Here is a 19070-nt window from a genome sequence, read left to right as displayed (position 1 = left end):
GGAAGGAGCGGGCCAATGTCTCCCTTACAAGACCCGGCAGATACGCCATCATCACCCATGATTCTCGACCCCAGCGGGGGCGCGAATCAGGTGCGCGTGCGCGCGCATAACGAACGGCTGGTGCTGTCGCTCGTGCGTCGTCACGGCGCCCTGTCGAAGGCGGAGATTGCACGGCGCAGCGGACTGTCGGCGCAGACGGTCTCCGTCATCATGCGTGCGCTGGAGAAAGAGCGGCTGCTGTCGCGCGGCGAGCCCGTGCGCGGGCGCGTGGGGCAGCCTTCCATTCCGATGCGGCTCAATCCGGATGCGGTGCTTTCCTTCGGCGTCAAAATCGGCCGGCGAAGCGCCGATCTCGTGCTGATGGATTTCGTAGGGCGCATACGAATGCAGCTCCATCAGATCTACCCCTACCCGCTGCCGCAAGACATCATGTCCTTCGTCACATCAGGCATTCAGGAACTTGAAGCACGCCTCAGCAGCGAAGAGCGCCGGCGGCTTGCCGGGGTCGGCATCGCCGCACCTTTCGAACTCTGGAACTGGGCGGAAGAAGTCGGCGCACCCGATGGGGCGATGGAGGCCTGGCGTGGTTTCGACCTGCAGGCGGAGGTTGCTGCCCGTGTGCCCTACCTCGTCTATCTGCAGAACGACGCCACCAGCGCCTGCGGGGCCGAACTCGTCTTCGGCGTCGGTCCGCGCTATCCGGATTTCGTCTACCTCTTCATCGGCTCCTTCCTTGGCGGCGGCATCGTCCTGAACTCCTCGATCTTCGTGGGACGTACCGGAACGGCAGGGGCACTCGGCCCGCTACCCGTGCGCGGACGCAACGGTGAAACCCGGCAGTTGCTCGACATCGCTTCGATCTTCGTGCTCGAAAATCTGCTGAGGGATCGCGGCTTTGATCCGCGGCCGCTCTGGTATTCGGCAGATAACTGGATCGACTTCGGCGAGCCGCTGGAAACCTGGATTCAGGATACGGCCAAGGCACTGGCGCAGGCGATCGTCGCCGCCGCCTCCATCATCGATTTCAGCGCCGCCATCATCGACGGTGGGTTTCCCGACTGGGTGCGTGAACGGGTCGTGCGCGCCACCATCAAAGCGGCTTCGGAGCTCGACCTGCAAGGCGTCGTCATGCCCGAGATCATCGAAGGTGCGGTGGGCCCGCAGGCACGCGCCATCGGCGGCGCCAGCTTGCCGATCTTCGCGCGCTACCTCATCGACCAGAACATACTTTTCAAGGAGATAGACCATGCTGAAGGGCATTGACCCGTTGTTGAGCCCCGACCTTTTGGCGACGCTGCGCGCCATGGGACACGGCGATGAAATCGCCCTCGTCGACGGCAATTATCCGGGTCTCGAACATGCCCGCCGCCTCATCCGCCTCGACGGCCACGGCGTCGTCAGAGTGCTCGACGCCATACTAAGCGTGTTGCCGATCGACGATTTCGTGCCGCAGGCCATTTTCCGCGCGACGGTCAAGCAGGATCGCGATGCCCTCGATCCCGTGCATGCGGAAATGATCGACGTTTGCCGGCAGCATGTCCCCGACATTAAGGTCGTGCCGCTCCTGCCGGCGGAATTCTACGAGCGGGTGAAGCAGGCGCACGCGCTGGTGCAAACGAGCGAGCCACGGCTTTATGGGAACATCATTTTGCGCAAGGGTGTGATTTATCCGAAATAACTCACCTTCTCCCCAGCGGGGAGAAGGATGCCCGAAGGGCAGGTTGAGGGGGCAATGCACCGTAAGGATTTTCCTGCAGTTGCCGTTTGAATGTTACCCGGCAACGCCCCTCACCCGCGCTACGCGCTGCCCTCTCCCCGCTGGGGCGAGGGCTTTAAATATCCCCCGCCGATGGCCCCCAGACGTCCGTCACGGCAAAACCATTCACCAAGGGATCGAAGGGATCGAGCGCCACCTGGCTCAGACCGAAGGTGAAGCCGCGGCCGGTGATGGTGGGGATGATGGCGGGTTTGCCGGCAACTTCCGTGACCGCCTGAAGGCCGACCTCGAATTCCGAGCCGATGATCGAACGGGACTTGAAGACATCGCCGACCTTGGCCTTGCCGCGGGCATGCAGCGTGGCGAGATTGGCGGAACTGCCGGTGCCGCAGGGCGAACGGTCGGCGCGGCCGGGCCACATGGTCGTGCAGGTGCGGACCGCGCCATCGGCATCGATATCCCGGAACATGACGTAGGCAACGCCGGAGATTGCCGGAATTTCCGGATGCACGACCGGGATCGTCCGGTTGATCAGCTCCTTGAGTATCATGCCGGCCTGCACAAGCGATGCGGCGTTGGCCTTCTCGATGGTCAGATTGACCTCGCCGACATCGACCAGCGCGTAGAATATACCGCCATAGCAGAGATCAAGCTTGATCCTGCCCCAATGCGGCGTATCGATCTGCACATCCAGCTCATGCACGAAGGACGGAACCATGGTGAGCCGCACCTTCTCGCAGCGGCCATCGCGGCAGGTGGCGGTCGCCCGCACCAAGCCGGCAGCGGTATCGAGCGTAACTACTGTTTCCGGCTCCTTCATCTCGACGATGCCGGATTCGAGCAGCGCCGTCGTCACGCAGATGGAGTTCGAACCGGAGCTCGCATGCGCCTGATCCGGCTGCAAGACGACGAAGCCTGCATCGGCTTCGGGGTGCTTGGCCGGCAGCAGCAGGTTGACGGAGCCGATCGGCGCGCCACGCGGCTCAAGCACCAGGAAGCGGCGCAGTTCCTCGCCTTTCGGATCAGTGTTCAGCCATTGCAGTTGCTCGGCGATCGTATTGCCGGGAATTTTGGGCACGCCGCCGATCGCGACCTTGCCGATCTCACCTTCGCAATGAACGTCCAACAACTGGATCGTGCGCTTCCATCTCATGTCGAAACTCCAAATCAGACGTGACGGGTGATGCCTAATAGCGATTAATGCGGAACGGGTTCATGTCGACGTCGGGCGTGACGCCGCTCATCATATCGGCCATCAACCTTGCTGTCGTCGCCGAAAAGGTCAGGCCCAGGTGACCATGGCCGGTGGCGTACCAGACGCCGGAAATGCGCGAGGACGGCGAGATGATCGGGATCGTATCGGGCAGCGCCGGGCGATGGCCCATCCAGTCCTTGGCGTCTTCCACCTGCAGGCCCGGCAGCGCCCGCTGGGCGTGGCGGACAAGGATGCGCGGACGGCGGAAATCCGGCGGCGCATCGAGACCGGCCAATTCGACATTGCCGCCGACGCGAATGCCGCCGGCCGTCGGGGTTACCATGAAGGCGCGATGCGGCCAGATGATCGAATAGCGCATGGCAATGCCGGGCTTCATGATCTGCGTGTGATAGCCGCGTTCGGTCTCCAGCGGGATCGGTTCGCCAAGCGCGGAGGCGATGAAGCGCGTACGGACGCCGGCGGCGAGTACGACATCATTGGCCTCCAGTCGTCTTCCGCCGTCGAGAAGCACCACCATGCCGCCATTTGCCTGGCGCTCGACGGTTCGGACCGCGCCGGAGGTGAAGGTGGCGCCGAGAGCCTTGGCGGTGTCCAGCAGCTTAAGGACAAGCTGGTGGGGATCGCGGATCGACTTGTTGTCCGGCAGCAATACCGCCTTGGCAATTTTTGGCGACAGTGCCGGCTCGCAATCGCGGATTTCGGCGCCGGAGAGAACCTTGTGTTCGAAGCCATAGCGCCGCATCAGCTCAAGTTGACTGCGGTCGCCGACAAACTCCGATTCGGTCTCATAGATGGCCAGACAGCCCTCAGCCGTCATCAGATCCGGCGCACCGATGGCATCGAGCATCGTTCTGAAATCGCCGAGTGCGTGGCGGGACAGGCTCATGCCGGCATCTTCGATCTCCCTCAGCCGAGAGGGCCGACCGGCGGCGACGAAGCGCAGGAACCATGGCAGCATTTTCGGCGCGTAGGAAGGCCTGAGCCAAACCGGACCTTCCGGATCCAGCAGCCAACCGGGAATCTTGCGCCAGGTGGACGGGCCTGAACTGGCGGCGAAATCGAGCGCGATACTGGCCATATTGCCGAAGGAGGCGCCCTCACCCGGCTCGCCCTTGTCCACGAGCGTCACCTGCCGTCCGCGTCGCTGCAATTCGAAGGCGATCGCCACACCGATAACGCCGGCGCCGACGACGATGACCGTCCGCTTATTTTCGTCCATTCCTGAAGTTCCACCCGCAGAGCGTAAGCTCGATTTGATGCACCATGTGATATATCAGATCATGAGGTGTGGCTATGAAGTTTTTGCGGGAGAGCGAATGCCGAGCACATCTCTCGCCTCCGCGGAGCGAAGATAACTATCGACTGATCGTCGCGCCAACGTTGCTGCCGGTCGTCTCGACGCTGTCGCCAACGGAGCCGACGGTATTGCCGGCGGATGCACCAAGGCGGCGGACCTGCTCGCCGTAATTCCGGCGGGTGCGCGGATCGAAGATGGCGATGGGCGCACTGACGGCGACGCTGGCCGCGCTGCCGACCGTCTGCGCTGCGCCGATGGCGACTGCGCCGACTGCGTCGCCGATGCCGACATCGGAATCGGTGATCGTCTGTCCTTCGATCAGCCGGTCGCCGATCAGCTTGACCACTTCCGGGCTTTCGGCAAATTTGCCGTGATTCAGCCGGTCGCCGGTCTTGAGCTTGGTAAGATCGAGCACGGTGATGCCCTGCTTTTCCAACTCGCTGCGATAGGGCTCGGCGCTCGGATCGATCTGACCGAGGCGGTCGATATTGCCGGAGATGCGGCGCGACAGCGACAGCGCCCGGTCGTCGCGCGAAACGAACAGGGTGAAATGCGGCTTGTCCTTACCGAGTGCCGCAAATTGCTGGCCGAAGACATCAACGTCGAGGTCGGGAGAAGCGAGAATGACGTTCTTGATCTTCGGCGCGACACGGCCGTCTCGGATTGCCATCTGCCTCAAGGCCTCGACAGCGAGCCAAGTGCCCATGGAATGGGCCATGACGGTGATATCGCCGACTGAGGGGTTGGAGGCGGCGCGACGCAGCATTTCTTCCAGCGCATCGCGGGAATAGTTGGCGCTTTCCTTGTCGTAGGCATAGTCGAAAACGCTGGCCCGCGACGGCCAGGTGAAAACGACCGGCGTGACATCGGCATGGGAATCATGGACGATCTGGGCGAAGCGATAGACCGAATCCTCATAGCGATTGTTGAAGCCATGCACGAAGATCAGGACGCGCTTGTTCTTCGGCAGATGCGTGTGCAGCCACGCTTGAATGTCGGCCGCACCCATCAGCGGCTTGACCGAGGTGGTGACGAAATTTTTTAAGGGATCGCCGGGCAGCCGGTTCGGCCACTGCACCTGGCCGACCTTGCGATTGGCTTCCGGTGGGATCGAGACACTAACGGCGTCGACCTTCAAACCTGGACCGCGCTCTCCCGAAAACAGGATGGCCGGATCCTTGTCCGGCAGACGGGTGGTAGCGACGAGCAGGTCGACGTTGGAGGTGCCGGGAATATTGTCGGCGACCGGCTGCATGACGCCGATCGGGCGGCCGCCGCAGGCCGTCAGCAACAACGCCGCGGTGACGGCGACAGCCCGGAAGAAGGCCTTCCCCCATCGGCCAGTATCTTCCATGCGCCGCATCGCGCCAGCCCTCTTCATCGCAATTCCAATGTCGCCGTCAACATACCGATGGAAGGGGACGGTGCAAGCGGCGTGCACTGTCTTCGCAATGTAATGTAGCGCTAATTCATCTGACCGAGGCAAAGGCGCAACGGTGGGTTGGAAGCAATGAGCACGATCAGCCCGACAGCAAGCTTGGGAAAAGGGCAAATAAAAAGAGCCCGATGCGGGAGGAGGATGCATCGGGCTCTTGATCCGGATTGGCAACTGGGAGGAGGAGGAGTGTTGCCAATCTATGAAGGAGCGCTGGGAGGAGGAGTGCGCTGCCTTCGAGGGGGTAGATATAATTGCCGGGCAGGCATTAACAGATCGGCTTTCGCAATGCAGCAATGCATCAGACGCAAAGCTTTTATTCACATTTCCTTGAAAAACCGCATAGCACCCACAACCGCTGCATTTCGGCGCCTATTTTAAAGCCGCCAAATGCGGCGATGTGCGATACACATCGTCGTGATCACGCTTTTCACGGCATGCGCCGGTGAACCGACAGGCTGGATTTACACTGTGTCGCGGCTATCGGAAGGACGTGCGAATCATAAAGGCGGCCGCTCCATCAGCGGCCACCCGTTCAGTTGTTTATCAATCCGAGGAAGGCTCAGGCAGCGGCAAACGCCTTCCTGCCTTCGGCATCCAGCGCCGAGAACTCGTCATCGGACAGCGTGATGTTTACCGCCGCGGTATTCTCTTCGAGATGCTTGACCTTGCCGGTGCCCGGAATCGGCAGCATGACAGGGCTGCGCTTCAGAACCCAGGCAAGGGCGATCTGGCTCGGGGCTGCGCCGTGCTTCTTGGCGATGGTATCGAGCAGCGAGCCCTCCTTCGCGAGATCGCCGGCTGCGAGCGGGAACCAGGGGATGAAGCCGATATTGTGCTTTGCGCAATAATCGAGAACGTCTTCACTGGTGCGGTCGACCAGATTGTAGCGGTTTTGAACGGTCGCCACCTTGAAATGCTTCGAAGCAGCCTCGATGTCGGCCACCGACACTTCGCTGAGGCCCGCGTGGCGGATGATCCCGACGTCGAGCAGCGACTTGACGGCGCCGAACTGTTCGGAGGCCGGCACCTTGGGGTCAATGCGGTGAAGTTGCCAGAGATCGATCCGCTCGACACCGAGATTGCGCAGGCTTTTATGCGCCTGCTGGATCAGATATTCCGGGCGGCCCAGAGGAATCCATGCATCGGGCCCGGTGCGGGTCAGACCTCCCTTGGTGGCAACGACAAGTTTGTCGCCATAGGGGTGCAGCGCCTCCTTGATCAACCGTTCGGACACATCAGGGCCATAGGAATCGGCCGTGTCGATGAAGTCGATGCCGAGTTCCGGCAGGCGCTTCAGGGTGCGGATGGATTCGGCGTGATCCGCCGGCTCTCCCCAGATGCCTGACCCGGTGATGCGCATGGCGCCGAAACCGAGGCGATTGACAGTAAGGTCGCCGCCGATCTTGAATTGACCGGACTTGGCTGCGTTTAGATCTGACATGGTTTTCGGTTTTCGTCCCTATGGTCTGGTTGACGTTATTCGAAATCCGTGGAAGCCGAGACCTGTTCCCAGGCGTCGAACTCGGTCTTGAGCAGGCCGAGCTTTTCGCGAACGAGACTGATGGCGTCGCGACCTAACAGAAGATGGGTCGGTGGGTTTTCCGATGCAATGAGCTGCAGCATAACTTGTGCAGCCTTCTTCGGGTCGCCAGGCTGTTTGCCGTTGCGTTCGAGGCGGCGCATCGAGGGCTTATTGGTCGATATTGTCGGGCAAGAGTTCGACGCCGACATTCGCTCGGCTGACGCTCTACTATGCCGACCGCCGCCGCGTGCCGGCAAAGCTGCGGGCGTTGATCGATTTCCTGCGCCATCGGCGGCAGTCGAGCCGCCGCAAACGGCAGGCGCCTTGATCTGAAATTAGCGATTGGGATTGCGTTGCCGCAACAGGGTTCCGAGTTCAGAGAGTGCCGTCCAGAGTTCTTCGAACACGTGGTGGGCGAAATCCTGCAATGACGCCTCTTGCAGGCCTTCATTCCAGCGCTCGCCACCGATGCGCAGCGTGCTGACGACGATCGCCGACAGCAGGCGCAGGCGAAACCGCTCCTCTTCAGCGCCGCCGGAGCGGGCGTAAAGTGCTTCCGTCAATTTTTCTTCGAGTTTGGCATATTTCAATTGGTTGCGGGCGCATAACGCCGGCGTGTCGCGGATCAGGACGGCTATGGCAAGGTGCTGCGGATCCGAGGACGCGGCAAGCAATGCGGACGTCAGAGCGCCTTCGATGACCTCGGCAATGGACGCATCCTTGGGCTGCGCTGCGATCGCATCGGCGAGTTCGTCGGAAAAGCTGTCCTGCCAGGCGAAGACCACCTCTTCCTTACTCGGAAAATAATCGAAGAAACTGCGCTTGGAGACATCGGCGGCCTCGGTGATATCCTCGATCGTCGTGCCGTCGAAGCCGCGTTCGAGGAACAGCGAGAGTGCCACCGACTCGATGCGCTCTCGCGTCTGGCGGCGTTTGCGTTCGCGCCGGCCTTCCCTCACCCCGCCGTCGATCTCTTTCGCATCAGCCATGGGCCACCCCCGCTATGCACCCGCTTCTGGCCGTCCCATATCGGCCGCGCCCGTTTCGGCAGCATAGGCTGCTAACCCGGCATCCACTTCCCTGCCATGATACCTGCAGCGATCGATCGAGATCTCCAACGGTTTTCTGCGCGAAATCCGATAGACGCCAGCCGGGGGAATATTGCGCACCGTGCCGCCGATGCGCACCGCCTTCAGGCCGAGACGATCGAGGATCGACCGCGACACCGGGCAGCGCGGACCGTAGGTGAACTGATAGAGTGCGCCGCCAGGCCTCATCGTCGCAAAGGCGCCGCCGACGATCGCAATGATCTTTTCGGGAGACATGGAGAGCAATGGCAGGCCGCTGACGACGGCGCCGAAGGGCGCGTCGGCAAACAACCCGCATTGTACGAGCTGCGCCGCATCCATTTGCACTACGCGCGCCTCAGGAAAGCGCCCGCGCAATTGACCGGTAAATTCTTCACCGAACTCGATCAACGTCAAGTCTTTCTCAGGAAGGCCGCGGGCCAGTAGCGCACGCGTGAAGACGCCGGTGCCGGGGCCGAGTTCAAGGATCGGACCGTCGAGCGCCTCGATCTCCTGTGTCATCAGACGGGCCAATCGCTCGCCGGACGGCGCAATCGCGGCCACACGCATGGGGTCGCTCACCCAGGAGCGGAAGAACAGAACGAATTCGGCGCATGTCGTTTTTGTCGTCATCCCAGGAATCCCGCCCATAGCAAACATATCGAATATGACGCGATCAAGGTCCGAGCAGCGTGGCAATTCGAAGGCGCAGCAGGCAATTGCGCGGCCAATATTGCTGATACGCAAACCACAATAGCGATCTTTATGCAATGCATTTTTTAAACTGTTGTATTTTTGCGTTAAGTGCAAATAAAAAGCTTCGAGAACCCGATCGCTTGTGCAAGTGGCAAGTGTCGGTTATGTAGATAGATAGGAAGCCTACCTATCTTTCTGGATGGCCATGCGCAAAACCGGACATCTTCGCGACCTTGAAGAGGCCATGGTACTCGCCGAAGCGCTGCGTCCCGCTCTGCATCGTCTTTATCGGCAGTTGCGGCGTGAAACCGAGGAGCCCGGCATTTCGCCGCTGCAGGCGCTTCTTCTGGTCGCCATTCTGCAGCAACCGGGCATAGGCGTCGCAGAGCTGGCGCGGCTGGAGAAGCTGCGCGGCCCGACGATATCGGGACATATCAAGGCGATGGAACGCGAAGGCCTCGTCACCCGCTCCGCTCCCGACCCGGAAGACCGGCGGCGCAGCGGATTGATCGCCACGGAGAAGGGGCGAGTTCTCATTCAAGGCATAAAGCAGAGGCGAACCGACTGGCTCGCCTTCGAACTCGCCAAATTGTCACCCGAGGCGCGCGCCGCCATCCGCGCCGCCATCGGCCCGCTCGGAGAGATCGGACAATGACACCACAGGTTCAACAGGCCGCTCCGCAGCGGGCGAGCGACGGAGATGCGGCCGACCGCGGCGAAATCCGTGCCGTCATCCTTGGCCTGATGATCGTGCTGGGCCTCGGCGCCATCGACCAGAGCATCGTCGCGACCGCCCTGCCGCGCATCGTCAGCGATCTCGGCGGCGTTACGCATCTTTCCTGGGTGGTGAGCGCCTATGTCCTGGCCTCGACCAGCACCATGCCGCTCTACGGCAAGCTCAGCGATCAGTATGGCCGCAAGCCGATGATCTACGCGGCAATCCTCATCTTCCTTCTCGGCTCCGTGTTGAGCGGCATGGCGCAGACGCTGCTGCAGCTCATCATCTTCCGTGCCATTCAGGGCTTTGGCGCCGGCGGACTGCTGCCGCTCGCGCAGATCATCATCGGCGATCTCGTGCCCCCGGCCAAGCGCGGGCGCAATCAAGGTTCGATCGCCGCCGTCTTCGCCGTCTGCAGCGTGATCGGCCCGATTCTCGGCGGCGTCATCACCGACCTGCTCTCCTGGCACTGGATCTTTTACGTCAACCTGCCGATCGGCGCAGTAGCACTCGTCATGATCGGCCGCGCCTTGAAGCGCCGCCATCAGGCGCGCAGCCGCCGTATCGATTATCTCGGCGCCGTGCTGCTGACTGCCTGCACCACCAGCTTCCTGCTGGCGCTCGCGCTTGGCGGCAACGAATGGGCCTGGGATTCGGCGCAGATTCTCGGTCTTTCCGCCGCAGCGCTTGTCCTCGGAATTCTCTTCGTCTTTCATATCAGACATGAACCAGAGCCGGTGCTGCCGCCTGATCTCTTCCGCAACCGGCTGTTCGTCATCGCCTGCCTGGTGCTCGCCCTCACCTTCATGGGCATGCTCGGCGCCACCCTGTTCTTCCCATTGTTCTTCCAGATGGTGATGGGCGTCACTCCTTCGCATTCCGGCTTCCTGACGGGCCCGCTGATGATCGGCTTCGTTATCTCCTCCATGCTCAACGGCCGCGTGCTGCTGCAGCGTTCGGGCCGCTACAAGCCGGCCCAGCTTTGCGGGCTCGGCCTCGCGACGGCCGCCTTTGCCACACTCGCCTGGGCCATTGCGACCAGCAAGGGCTTCGCCATCATCGAGCCCCCGATCTTCGCGCTCGGCCTGGGGCTCGGACTGGTGATGCCGACCATGACGGTCGCGGTGCAGAATGCCCTGCCGCTTGCGCATCGCGGCGTCGGCACCGCAACGCTTGCCTTCTTCCGTTCGCTCGGCGGCCTGATCGGCGTCACCGGTTCCGGCGCGATCCTGGCCTATCGCGTGCAAAAGGCGATTGGCTCGTCCCACGGTCTCGACCTGCCGTCGCTGACCGAAGGCGGCTTGAAGCAACTTGCCGCCGCTTCGCCGGAAGCTCATGCGGCTGCGATCGCGCTTTACCGCCACGCCATCGCCATGACCTTCGCCACCGGAACCGTAATTATAGGGCTGGCCCTGATCGCGCTGCTCTTCCTGCCGGAATTGCCGCTGAAGGCGCATCACGGTGAAGGTGCGCAGCCGCCGCGCTGAAACCACCGCACAAGCCCCGGGTAAGTCCATCTTCCTACAGTCGAGGACATCTCCGATGCGCCGCCCGAACGGGCGCGTGTTGATCGACCGTCAAGGCGGCTTCCGGCATGATGGCTGCCATATTGGGAAGGAACGACCTATGGTCTCGGCATTGACCACGACCCGATTGCTCGCATCGCAAATGGCGCTGCAGTTGCTGCAGACACCAGACGCTTCGCAGGATTCGAACAGCGACCCGCTGCTGGACGATGCCAGCAGCAGCGATCTCTCCAGCCTGCCGTCGCAATCGCAGGCATCGCTCACGAGCATGCTCAACGGCCTCTCGGCAAATCAAACCGAGGATTCCACGGCATCGGAATCCGATCCCGACATGACCAGCAGCTCATTCATGGATCTCCTGAAACAGAACCTGCAGGACGCGGTCAAAAGCGAGGGCAAGGGCGGCCAGGCTCAGGCCATGCTCGATGCGCTCGACAATGGTACACTGACGGTCTCCGACCCGACCAGGGGCATTTCGATCCAGGCATGGGATGTCGATGCCGACAGCGAACAGAGTACGACCATCAAGACGGGCGACACGATCCCCACCAGCGATTGGAACGACTTCCTGAAGGCTCATCTCACCCGCGGTTCCGATGGAACTTTCGTCAAGAATTCCGACGGTAGTTTCGTCGACAAGATCACCGGCAACGAGGCCTATTTCGGCCAGGTCGGATCGCAGTACTACTACATCACCTGGCCATCGGCCGCTTCCAACGCAAATGCGGCCAGCTCGGAGGCGGCTGCGTCTGAGAAGACGAGCGCCTAAGCTTCTTCATTCTCGGAAATCGGCAGAAGCAGCTCCAACGCAGATCAACTAGTTGAAAACATGTCATAAACTTGCGCGGTTGCATCTGCGCGAGGCGATACCCGATTCAGGCGTAAGATGATCCAATCGTAGGATGCTCCTCCACCATTGGACAAGATGACAAAAATGTGAACGGCAATCACAGTTTCGTGAGACTTCCTAGTCTCCGCCAACCTGAAGGATGCCGATCATGCTTACAGCCACCGTGACGAAACCAGCTTCCCTGGATACGCAGAGTATCGCGGTGGGACCGAATGCTTTCAGAAATGACTTCAATAAACGGTCATTCCAGTTCAGCCACAACTTGGTCGGACATCGGTTGTTCTCGCTTCCGCGCCTTGCCGAACTTGCGAAATCGCTGCTTGCGGACACAAGCACGAGAAGCGTGCGCTGGCAGGCAGGTGGAGCGCCCGTTGACGCCGGCTGGGCCGTGCCGCTGAACGACAAGGTGGAAAGCGTCAATGAAGCGATCTCGAACCTGGCGGAATCAGGATCCTGGGTTCTGCTCTACAGCGTTCAGCGCGATCCCGAATATCGAGCATTGCTCGATCAGCTCATGAGCGAAATCCTTGCCGACACCGGTTGCTCGCGAGACGAGGTCACCTGGGAAGACGCCTACATATTCCTCGCCTCGCCGGAGGCCGTAACACCCTATCACATCGATCACGAAGCTACATTTCTGTTCCAGATTCACGGCAATCGCACAGCCAATATTTGGGACGCAAACGATCGCTCCGTCTTGCCCGACAAGGAAATCGAAAAATACTACACGGGCGATCTCAACGCCGCCAAATATACGATCGAAAAACAGAGCAAGGCGACGGTCTATGCCCTGGACCAGGGGACAGGCGTCCACCATCCATCGAAAGCGCCGCATGCTTTCAAAAACGGCGATATCTATTCCATCGCCCTTGGCATTCATTTCTGCGTGCGCGATTGCGACCGGGAGGCGGCCGTCTATCAGATGAACTATCTCCTGCGCCGCTGCGGGCTGAAACCGACGGCGCCTGGGAAATCCCAATGGCGCGACAAACTGAAGACGTCGATCATCGGACTGTTCGCCGACAAAAATCCGAAGACCAAGCACGACATGCTGCGCTCCGGCTTCAAAAGGCTGATTGGGCCGTTGCGCCTCGTTCTGAAATAGAGGCGAAGGGGCCGGCGTGCCCGGCCCTTCGACAGCGGGAAATAGTGCTGTTTCCGGCGAGCCATGGGCCAAGGCGGCGGATTGCTTTTGCGCATATAATGGGTAAGCGGGTCGAACCTGGGGCGCGGGCTGTTTTGGCGGCACGCGCCTTAAAATAGAGGGAATGAGGACATCATAATCCGCCTCAAGATCGCGCAGCCAAGCAGGCGCGGCAGTTGCATCATGAGCCATATCTCCGCTCTCCCGCGGCATCGCGAGGTGCCTTGCGAAGCGACGATGTCCGAGATCGCAATCATGTGAACTGGTATGATTGGCGTTGCGGCTCGCGCGCGGTTTGGAAAAACTTTGCCGGAGTTACCCAATGTCGCTTGTTTACAGACCTGCTCGGGCAGACGATTTGGCTGCGACGGACGCACTGGTGGTTTCCGCCATCAACGATCTTACCGTTCGGCATGGCTTCGGCCCGATGGCGATGGCAAGCCCTCCCAGCTTTCAGCTATTTTCGCTCAGGGACGACCCGGATGGCCTGTGGGTCGCTGAGGACGGTGGCGAGATTCTCGGCTTTGCCTGGAGTTGGGTTTGCGGGAATGTTTGGTTTCTCGCGCAGTTGTTCGTCGATCCCGCCCGGCAAGGCCAGGGCATCGGGAATGAACTATTGGGGCGAACCGTGGAGCATGCCCGGAAATCAGGGGCAGCTCACAGGGCACTTATTACCTTCACCTTCAATCGCGTTTCGCAGGGCCTTTATATGCGGCACGGCCTCTTTCCCAAGATGCCGATTTACTTTTTCAATGCCACGCGCGCACGGGTGATGGGGGAGTTGCCAGCGCCGCCACTCCGCACTCTTACGATCGACGGCAGCGCCGCGACCATGGAAATGCTCACCGAAATCGACTCCCGCGCCATAGGCGCCTCGCGCGAAAAACATCACCGCTATCTGCTCGATGACCCGGCGACCACAGGAGTGCTGCTTTTCACCGGCAACGACTGCGTCGGTTATAGCTATATCGGCTCCAACGGGCACATCGGCCCCGTCGCAGCCACGCGGCCTGACATTCTCCGAGAGGCCTTTACGACTGCACTGAAACTGGCGGCAGATCGCTCTGCTGAGAACGTCTCGGCGTTCCTGCCAGGCACCTGCGACAGCGTCCTCAGCCTTGCAATCAAGCAATGCATGCGGATCACCTTTCCAATGCTGTTGATGGCATCACCCGGCTATGGCGATTGGACACAATATCTGCCTCGAAATCCCGGTTTTATGTGATCGGTGATCTGTCGGTGGGGCGATCCGAAGCCGCGATTTCGCATTCTGGCCTTTTGCGCCCGCCTCGGACGACACGCGGATGGTGAAGCGGGCCGCCGTGAAACGCAAGGAAATCGCATAGTCGTTCCCGCAGGGAACGGCTTCACGAGACCTCGTCTCCAATTTTCTCTATTGCTTTGAGAAGAAATGGCGCACCCGAAGAGATTCGAACTCCTGACCCCCAGATTCGTAGTCTGGTGCTCTATCCAGCTGAGCTACGGGTGCGTGGCCGAAACGGAAGGAACCGTTGGCGTGGGCGGTTCTCTAAAGCGTCCTTCCGGGGAATGCAAGTGGATTTGTGAAAAAGATCGCGATTTTCGCAAAGCTTATCACGAAGAGGCTGAAAATCCTCAGTTTTCGTGGAAGCTGCGGCTGCGGTAGTCGTCGAGCGAGACCGGACGGTCGGGGATTTCGATGCGGAATTGGGTGCCGGCGGCGGGTTTTTCCACCAGCGCGATGGTGCCGCCATGGGCAAGCACCAGTTCGCGGGCGATCGCCAGCCCCAAGCCGGTGCCGCCGGAGCGGGCGGAGCCGCGAAAGGCGGTAAAGAGGTTTTCACGGGCCTTCTGCGGCATGCCGGGGCCGGTATCGTCGACCGTGATGCTGACGACGCTGCCGATGCGACGCGCAGACACGGTGATGCGGCGGATGCTGTCGGGCGCGGTCTCGGCGAAGGCGACCAGGGCCTGGTGGGCATTGCGGCAGAGATTATGGATGATTCGGAACAGTTGCTCGCTGTCGGCATCGACTTCGAGATCCGGGCTCATCTGCACGGCGAATTCGATGCCGCTATCGGGATCGATCGCCAGGATATCGCGAACTTCGTCGATGAGCTCGAGCAGGTGCACCCGGCGGCGGCGCGGGGCCGATTCGGACGTCTGGCCGAAGGACAGCACCTCGGTCGTATAGCCGACGGCGCGATCGATGGTGCGCAGCAGCTTCGGCGCGAAGCGCTTGACCATCGGGTCATCGACGTCGACCAGGCGGTCGGACATCAGTTGCGCGGCCGACAGGATGTTGCGCATGTCGTGATTGATCTTCGACACGGCGAGGCCAAGAGCGGCGAGGTTCTTCTGCTGCTTCAGCGTCTTCTGCAACTGCGACTGCATGGAGGCGAGATGGCGGCCGGCCACGGCCAGTTCGTCGCGTCCCCCGTCCGACACCAGCACGCGGCTGGGGTCTTCCGGATCATGCGAAAAGGTCTGCATGCTGTCGGTCAGCCGGCGGATCGGGCGGATCATCATGCGATTGATGGCGAAGAAGATCAGGGTCGCGGTGAACAGAGAGATCAGGATCGAAACGAAAAGGACGCTGCCGGAATAGGCGAGCATGGCGCTGCGTAGCCTGGTGTCCTTCAACACCACTTCGATGCCCGTGCTGGCGTCTCCGCCGACCGGGCCGAAGACGCGGATGACGCGGTTGCCGCCGAACAGCAGTGTGTCCAGCGCATCCCGGATCGCGGTCGGCAGGGAAACGTCGCTCAAATCATATTGCTCGTCGACGGAAGCCGGCATCTCGGCGGTTGCCAACAGCCGCGAGGTTCCATCCTTGCGCAGCACGATGGCGCGTGTGCCCGTTGCCATCAGCGTTTCCTTCTGAAGCGCGCGGGGCAGTTCGACCGGCTGCAGACCATCGATGACGATGGCGGCCGCGGCGGCCGTGTTCAGCCTATCCTCCAACCAGCGCAAACGCATATTGGCGACGGAGGGAACGAAGATCAGCACTTCGGCAAGCAGGATGAAAACGACGGTGAGCATCAGAAGCTTGCCGGAAAGGCCGCCGAAAATGCCGGTAGGACGGTAGAAACGCGAGTGACTCCGGGCCTCGGCCTTGCCGCCTTCGCCGACGTTCCTGTCCTGCTCACGATCCATTTCGGCTGTCCCGCTTTGTTTCAAAGCGATCTGATGACGACATATCGAAGCAGATAATAGGAGATTGTGACAGTTTTTCCAATCGCCTCTGTGACAGTGCGGCGGTTAGCTCACGTCAAAGGCGGGAAAGGCGCGTCGGCGCGCCTTTCCGTCAGGGCCCAGGTGGGATCAGAATTCTTCCCAGCCCTGCGCTGCCGGAGCCGCCGCACCGCCGCCCGTAAAGGCACTCGCGACCTTGCCCATCATGCGCCGCGCAGGCGAAGCGACGGGGCGATGGCTTTCGGTGCGCGCAGATACCGGAGCGGAAGCAGGGCCGGTGTCGACCTTAAAGCGGGCGACGAGGCGGACAAGACCATCGGCCTCGGCTGAGAGGCGATGTGTAGCGGCGGAGGTTTCCTCGACCATGGCGGCGTTGCGCTGGGTCACCTCGTCCATCTGGTTGACGGCCTTGTTGACCTCGGTCAGGCCGGTCGACTGTTCGCGGGCGGCGGTTGCGATCGAATGGATATGGTCGTTGATCTTCAAGACCCGGGCCTCGATCGCCGCCAGCGCCTCGCCGGTTGCCTGCACCAGCTTGACGCCGACCTGCACCTCGTCGCCGGACTTGCTGATCAGCGCCTTGATGTCCTTGGCGGCGGTGGCTGAGCGCTGCGCCAGTTCGCGCACTTCCTGGGCGACGACGGCAAAGCCCTTGCCCGCCTCGCCGGCACGCGCTGCCTCGACGCCGGCATTCAACGCCAGCAGATTGGTCTGGAAGGCGATTTCGTCGATGACGCCGATGATCTGGCTGATCTCGCCGGATGCCTGTTCGATGCGGCCCATGGCATCGACGGCGTTGCGAACCACCTTGCCGGAATGAGCGGCGTTTTCCTTGGCTTCCGTCACCATGACGCTTGCCTCCTGCGCCCGCTCGGTGGAGCTTTGCACGACGGCGGTGATCTCATCGAGCGCCGCCGAGGTCTCTTCCAGGGCGGCGGCCTGCTGTTCCGTACGCTTCGACAGGTCGTCGCTGGCGTGGCGCAGTTCGTTGGTGTTGGTATTGATGGAGCCCGTCGTCTCGCGCACTTCGCGCATGGTGCTCTTGAGGGTGGCAAAGGTGCTGTTGACGTTCTGCTGCAGCTCGGCGAAAGCGCCGTGGAATTCGCCCCGCATTGTCTGGGTCAGATCGCCTTCGGCAAGACTTGCAAGGACCCGACGGACCTCGCTGACGCCGGTGTCGACGCTCGTCAGAAGTTCGTTGATGTTGCCGGCAAAGCGATTGAGGTTGACATCGCCATAATCCTTGTCGATGCGGCGGCTGAAATCGCCGGCAGCGGCAGCGGAAACGACAAGCGACATGCTGGATTGCAGATCGTCGCTCTTGGCGCGCATCGCCGTCTCCTCGGCATTCATGCGGCGCACGGCATTGCCGTTCTGCTTGAATATGTCGACGGCGGCAGCCATCTCGCCAATTTCGTCGGCGCGTCCGGCAAAGGGAACCTCGATATCGAAATTACCGTCAGCCACTTGCTTGATAGTTTCGGTCACCTTGCGGATCGGCCGGCTCAGATGCACGGTGCCGATATACATGCCTAGGCCAGCGCCGGCGCCGATACCCGCCACCATCATGCCGAGCACGGCCCACATGACCGTTTGGCGGAAATCCGTGACCTCGTCATCGACCACATCGAGTGCCGCTTTATCAGCCTGAACGACTGCATCGATCTCAGCCTGGAAGGCCTTGCGGTTGGCCCGGTTGGCGTCGTTGTTACCCTGCTTGTTGGCGGCCTCCGGACTCTCCGACACACCGAGCCGAGCGGTCTCGGTTCGGAATGTGCGGAATTCCCGGGCGCGATCCTGCAATTTGGCGAATTCGGCTTTCTGCTCGTCCTGGACCAGCGGCGACCAGGCGGCGATCACCCTGTCGATCTCATCGAGGTCCTTCATCAATCCATCGGCGAAGTTCTTCGCATCCTTGGTCGTATCGGACGCGTAGATGCCGCGCGATTCCATGACGACCGCGGTGACATAGCGGTTCAGGCGCTCGCCCATATAGGCACGGCTCGATGCAAGCTCGTAGGCCTGAAGCTGCCCGTCATATTGATCGACTGCGTAAAGAGCGGTTGCGCCGATCAAAAGGGCGGCACCGGCCATCACGGATACGAGCAGATTGATTTTACCACGAATCTTCAACGATATGCCCCCTCGAAGCGGAAGACCCCAAAAAGCCAGGGTTTTCCCGACATATCGCTAGATATCGACTAAAATCATTAAAGTTATCTTGCAGATATTTCGAATATAAATTTCCGAAACACTTTCAATCAACTGGCGAACTCACGGTAATCGCCGCATCTTATATTATAAAAAGTGAAGCTTACTAGTTAAACTGACTGCCTGCGGTTGTATCGCTGGGACTCGGCTGCGTACACCATTTGACAGGAGAAGCTGGGTTCCAGGAATCTGCGCCTGTATAATTGACTTCCGAGGGCTTGATCCGTATAAGCCCGCGCACGTCCGGTCTATGGAGCCTGCATTTGCTGGCCAAGCCCGTTCGCCATAATCAACAACGCTCCTTGCTTTTAAAGCAAAGCTCAAGAAGGGCCGCACTCCGCGGTGTTTAAATAAATGAAGCGTACCTATCAACCATCCAAGCTTGTCCGCAAGCGTCGTCACGGTTTCCGTGCGCGCATGGCTACCAAGGGCGGCCGCGCGGTTCTTGCCGCTCGCCGTAACCGCGGTCGCAAGCGTCTTTCGGCCTAAGGGCC

General features: G+C 61.0%; 18 protein-coding genes and 1 tRNA gene. 9 read left to right on the top strand and 10 right to left on the bottom strand.

From position 1 onward, the window contains the following. The first annotated feature begins 15 nt into the window (after positions 1–15). Complete coding sequence (locus QDY28_RS08405) at positions 16–1263, top strand: ROK family transcriptional regulator (protein WP_331381228.1); 1248 nt, start codon at positions 16–18, stop codon at positions 1261–1263. Then, positions 1247–1678 carry an RbsD/FucU family protein gene (locus QDY28_RS08400; protein WP_331381227.1) on the top strand — a complete coding sequence of 144 codons (432 nt, stop codon included), beginning with the start codon at positions 1247–1249 and terminating at the stop codon, positions 1676–1678. The genes QDY28_RS08405 and QDY28_RS08400 overlap by 17 nt, the downstream gene beginning before the upstream one ends. 154 nt (positions 1679–1832) lie before the next feature. Here QDY28_RS08400 and QDY28_RS08395 read toward each other — a convergent pair whose 3' ends face one another. The 5 genes from QDY28_RS08395 to QDY28_RS08375 all read right to left on the bottom strand — a co-directional run bounded on the left by QDY28_RS08395 (position 1833) and on the right by QDY28_RS08375 (position 7351). Continuing rightward, a complete protein-coding gene (locus QDY28_RS08395; RefSeq protein ID WP_331381226.1) occupies positions 1833–2870 on the bottom strand; it encodes a 4-hydroxyproline epimerase in 1038 nt (345 codons plus the stop codon). A 34-nt stretch (positions 2871–2904) separates the two neighbouring features. After that, positions 2905–4152, bottom strand: coding sequence for an NAD(P)/FAD-dependent oxidoreductase (locus QDY28_RS08390; protein WP_331381225.1), 1248 nt, complete (start codon positions 4150–4152; stop codon positions 2905–2907). A gap of 136 nt (positions 4153–4288) precedes the next feature. Beyond that, positions 4289–5593: an alpha/beta hydrolase gene (locus QDY28_RS08385; protein WP_442967493.1), complete on the bottom strand. Its 1305-nt coding sequence runs from the start codon at positions 5591–5593 to the stop codon at positions 4289–4291. A 634-nt stretch (positions 5594–6227) separates the two neighbouring features. Continuing rightward, a complete protein-coding gene (locus QDY28_RS08380) occupies positions 6228–7109 on the bottom strand; it encodes an aldo/keto reductase (protein WP_331381224.1) in 882 nt (293 codons plus the stop codon). Positions 7110–7144: 35 nt separating this feature from the next. Beyond that, positions 7145–7351 carry a hypothetical protein gene (locus QDY28_RS08375; RefSeq protein WP_331381223.1) on the bottom strand — a complete coding sequence of 69 codons (207 nt, stop codon included), beginning with the start codon at positions 7349–7351 and terminating at the stop codon, positions 7145–7147. A 20-nt stretch (positions 7352–7371) separates the two neighbouring features. Between QDY28_RS08375 and QDY28_RS08370 the strand changes: the two genes are divergently transcribed. Continuing rightward, a complete protein-coding gene (locus QDY28_RS08370; protein ID WP_331381222.1) occupies positions 7372–7518 on the top strand; it encodes a hypothetical protein in 147 nt (48 codons plus the stop codon). 7 nt (positions 7519–7525) lie between these two features. Here QDY28_RS08370 and QDY28_RS08365 read toward each other — a convergent pair whose 3' ends face one another. After that, on the bottom strand, positions 7526–8179 hold the full coding sequence (locus QDY28_RS08365; RefSeq protein ID WP_331381221.1) for a TetR family transcriptional regulator: 654 nt from the start codon (positions 8177–8179) through the stop codon (positions 7526–7528). Positions 8180–8191: 12 nt separating this feature from the next. Next, on the bottom strand, positions 8192–8890 hold the full coding sequence (locus QDY28_RS08360; protein ID WP_331381220.1) for a class I SAM-dependent methyltransferase: 699 nt from the start codon (positions 8888–8890) through the stop codon (positions 8192–8194). A 268-nt stretch (positions 8891–9158) separates the two neighbouring features. On the opposite strand from QDY28_RS08360, the gene QDY28_RS08355 reads away from it, so the two are divergent. The 5 genes from QDY28_RS08355 (at position 9159) to QDY28_RS08335 (ending at position 14416) form a co-directional block, all read left to right on the top strand. Next, entirely contained in the window at positions 9159–9608 is a 450-nt protein-coding gene (locus tag QDY28_RS08355) for a MarR family winged helix-turn-helix transcriptional regulator (protein ID WP_331381219.1), read from the top strand. Continuing rightward, positions 9605–11158, top strand: coding sequence for an MDR family MFS transporter (locus QDY28_RS08350; protein WP_331381218.1), 1554 nt, complete (start codon positions 9605–9607; stop codon positions 11156–11158). Before QDY28_RS08355 ends, QDY28_RS08350 begins: the two co-directional genes overlap by 4 nt. Before the next feature lie 55 nt (positions 11159–11213). Next, the gene (locus QDY28_RS08345; RefSeq protein ID WP_331381217.1) at positions 11214–11966 is read left to right on the top strand and encodes a hypothetical protein; all 753 of its coding nucleotides are present in this window, start codon (positions 11214–11216) and stop codon (positions 11964–11966) included. A 229-nt stretch (positions 11967–12195) separates the two neighbouring features. Beyond that, positions 12196–13152 carry a hypothetical protein gene (locus QDY28_RS08340; protein WP_331381216.1) on the top strand — a complete coding sequence of 319 codons (957 nt, stop codon included), beginning with the start codon at positions 12196–12198 and terminating at the stop codon, positions 13150–13152. A 310-nt stretch (positions 13153–13462) separates the two neighbouring features. Then, on the top strand, positions 13463–14416 hold the full coding sequence (locus QDY28_RS08335; protein ID WP_331381215.1) for a GNAT family N-acetyltransferase: 954 nt from the start codon (positions 13463–13465) through the stop codon (positions 14414–14416). Positions 14417–14603: 187 nt separating this feature from the next. On the opposite strand, the gene QDY28_RS08330 is transcribed toward QDY28_RS08335, so the two are convergent. The 3 genes from QDY28_RS08330 to QDY28_RS08320 form a co-directional block, all read right to left on the bottom strand. Beyond that, positions 14604–14680: transfer RNA gene (locus QDY28_RS08330), tRNA-Arg, on the bottom strand. 125 nt (positions 14681–14805) lie between these two features. Beyond that, positions 14806–16326: a HAMP domain-containing sensor histidine kinase gene (locus QDY28_RS08325; RefSeq protein WP_331381214.1), complete on the bottom strand. Its 1521-nt coding sequence runs from the start codon at positions 16324–16326 to the stop codon at positions 14806–14808. A gap of 168 nt (positions 16327–16494) precedes the next feature. Beyond that, positions 16495–18498 (bottom strand): HAMP domain-containing methyl-accepting chemotaxis protein, encoded by a 2004-nt coding sequence (locus QDY28_RS08320; RefSeq protein ID WP_331381213.1) that lies wholly within the window; start codon positions 18496–18498, stop codon positions 16495–16497. Positions 18499–18930: 432 nt separating this feature from the next. Here QDY28_RS08320 and rpmH point away from each other — a divergent pair, with 432 nt between their 5' ends. Further along, positions 18931–19065, top strand: a complete 135-nt coding sequence (rpmH, locus tag QDY28_RS08315) for a 50S ribosomal protein L34 (RefSeq protein WP_283056961.1) — start codon at positions 18931–18933, stop codon at positions 19063–19065. Positions 19066–19070: the final 5 nt, after the last annotated feature.

Origin of the sequence: Rhizobium sp. BR 362, from assembly GCF_036528765.1 — a bacterium.
Classification (GTDB): Bacteria; Pseudomonadota; Alphaproteobacteria; order Rhizobiales; family Rhizobiaceae; genus Rhizobium.
The sequence above is the reverse complement of the archived record's forward strand: the minus strand, read 5'-3'. Positions and strand labels throughout refer to the sequence as shown.

Excerpts from the sequence above, each read along its gene's own strand:
- QDY28_RS08405 (WP_331381228.1), top strand. The coding sequence starts at position 16 with ATGTCTCCCTTACAAGACCCGGCAGATACGCCATCATCACCCATGATT.
- QDY28_RS08400 (WP_331381227.1), top strand. The coding sequence starts at position 1,247 with ATGCTGAAGGGCATTGACCCGTTGTTGAGCCCCGACCTTTTGGCGACG.
- QDY28_RS08395 (WP_331381226.1), bottom strand. The coding sequence starts at position 2,870 with ATGAGATGGAAGCGCACGATCCAGTTGTTGGACGTTCATTGCGAAGGT.
- QDY28_RS08390 (WP_331381225.1), bottom strand. The coding sequence starts at position 4,152 with ATGGACGAAAATAAGCGGACGGTCATCGTCGTCGGCGCCGGCGTTATC.
- QDY28_RS08385 (WP_442967493.1), bottom strand. The coding sequence starts at position 5,593 with ATGCGGCGCATGGAAGATACTGGCCGATGGGGGAAGGCCTTCTTCCGG.
- QDY28_RS08380 (WP_331381224.1), bottom strand. The coding sequence starts at position 7,109 with ATGTCAGATCTAAACGCAGCCAAGTCCGGTCAATTCAAGATCGGCGGC.
- QDY28_RS08375 (WP_331381223.1), bottom strand. The coding sequence starts at position 7,351 with ATGCGCCGCCTCGAACGCAACGGCAAACAGCCTGGCGACCCGAAGAAG.
- QDY28_RS08365 (WP_331381221.1), bottom strand. The coding sequence starts at position 8,179 with ATGGCTGATGCGAAAGAGATCGACGGCGGGGTGAGGGAAGGCCGGCGC.
- QDY28_RS08360 (WP_331381220.1), bottom strand. The coding sequence starts at position 8,890 with ATGACGACAAAAACGACATGCGCCGAATTCGTTCTGTTCTTCCGCTCC.
- QDY28_RS08355 (WP_331381219.1), top strand. The coding sequence starts at position 9,159 with ATGCGCAAAACCGGACATCTTCGCGACCTTGAAGAGGCCATGGTACTC.
- QDY28_RS08350 (WP_331381218.1), top strand. The coding sequence starts at position 9,605 with ATGACACCACAGGTTCAACAGGCCGCTCCGCAGCGGGCGAGCGACGGA.
- QDY28_RS08345 (WP_331381217.1), top strand. The coding sequence starts at position 11,214 with ATGCGCCGCCCGAACGGGCGCGTGTTGATCGACCGTCAAGGCGGCTTC.
- QDY28_RS08340 (WP_331381216.1), top strand. The coding sequence starts at position 12,196 with ATGCTTACAGCCACCGTGACGAAACCAGCTTCCCTGGATACGCAGAGT.
- QDY28_RS08325 (WP_331381214.1), bottom strand. The coding sequence starts at position 16,326 with ATGGATCGTGAGCAGGACAGGAACGTCGGCGAAGGCGGCAAGGCCGAG.
- rpmH (WP_283056961.1), top strand. The coding sequence starts at position 18,931 with ATGAAGCGTACCTATCAACCATCCAAGCTTGTCCGCAAGCGTCGTCAC.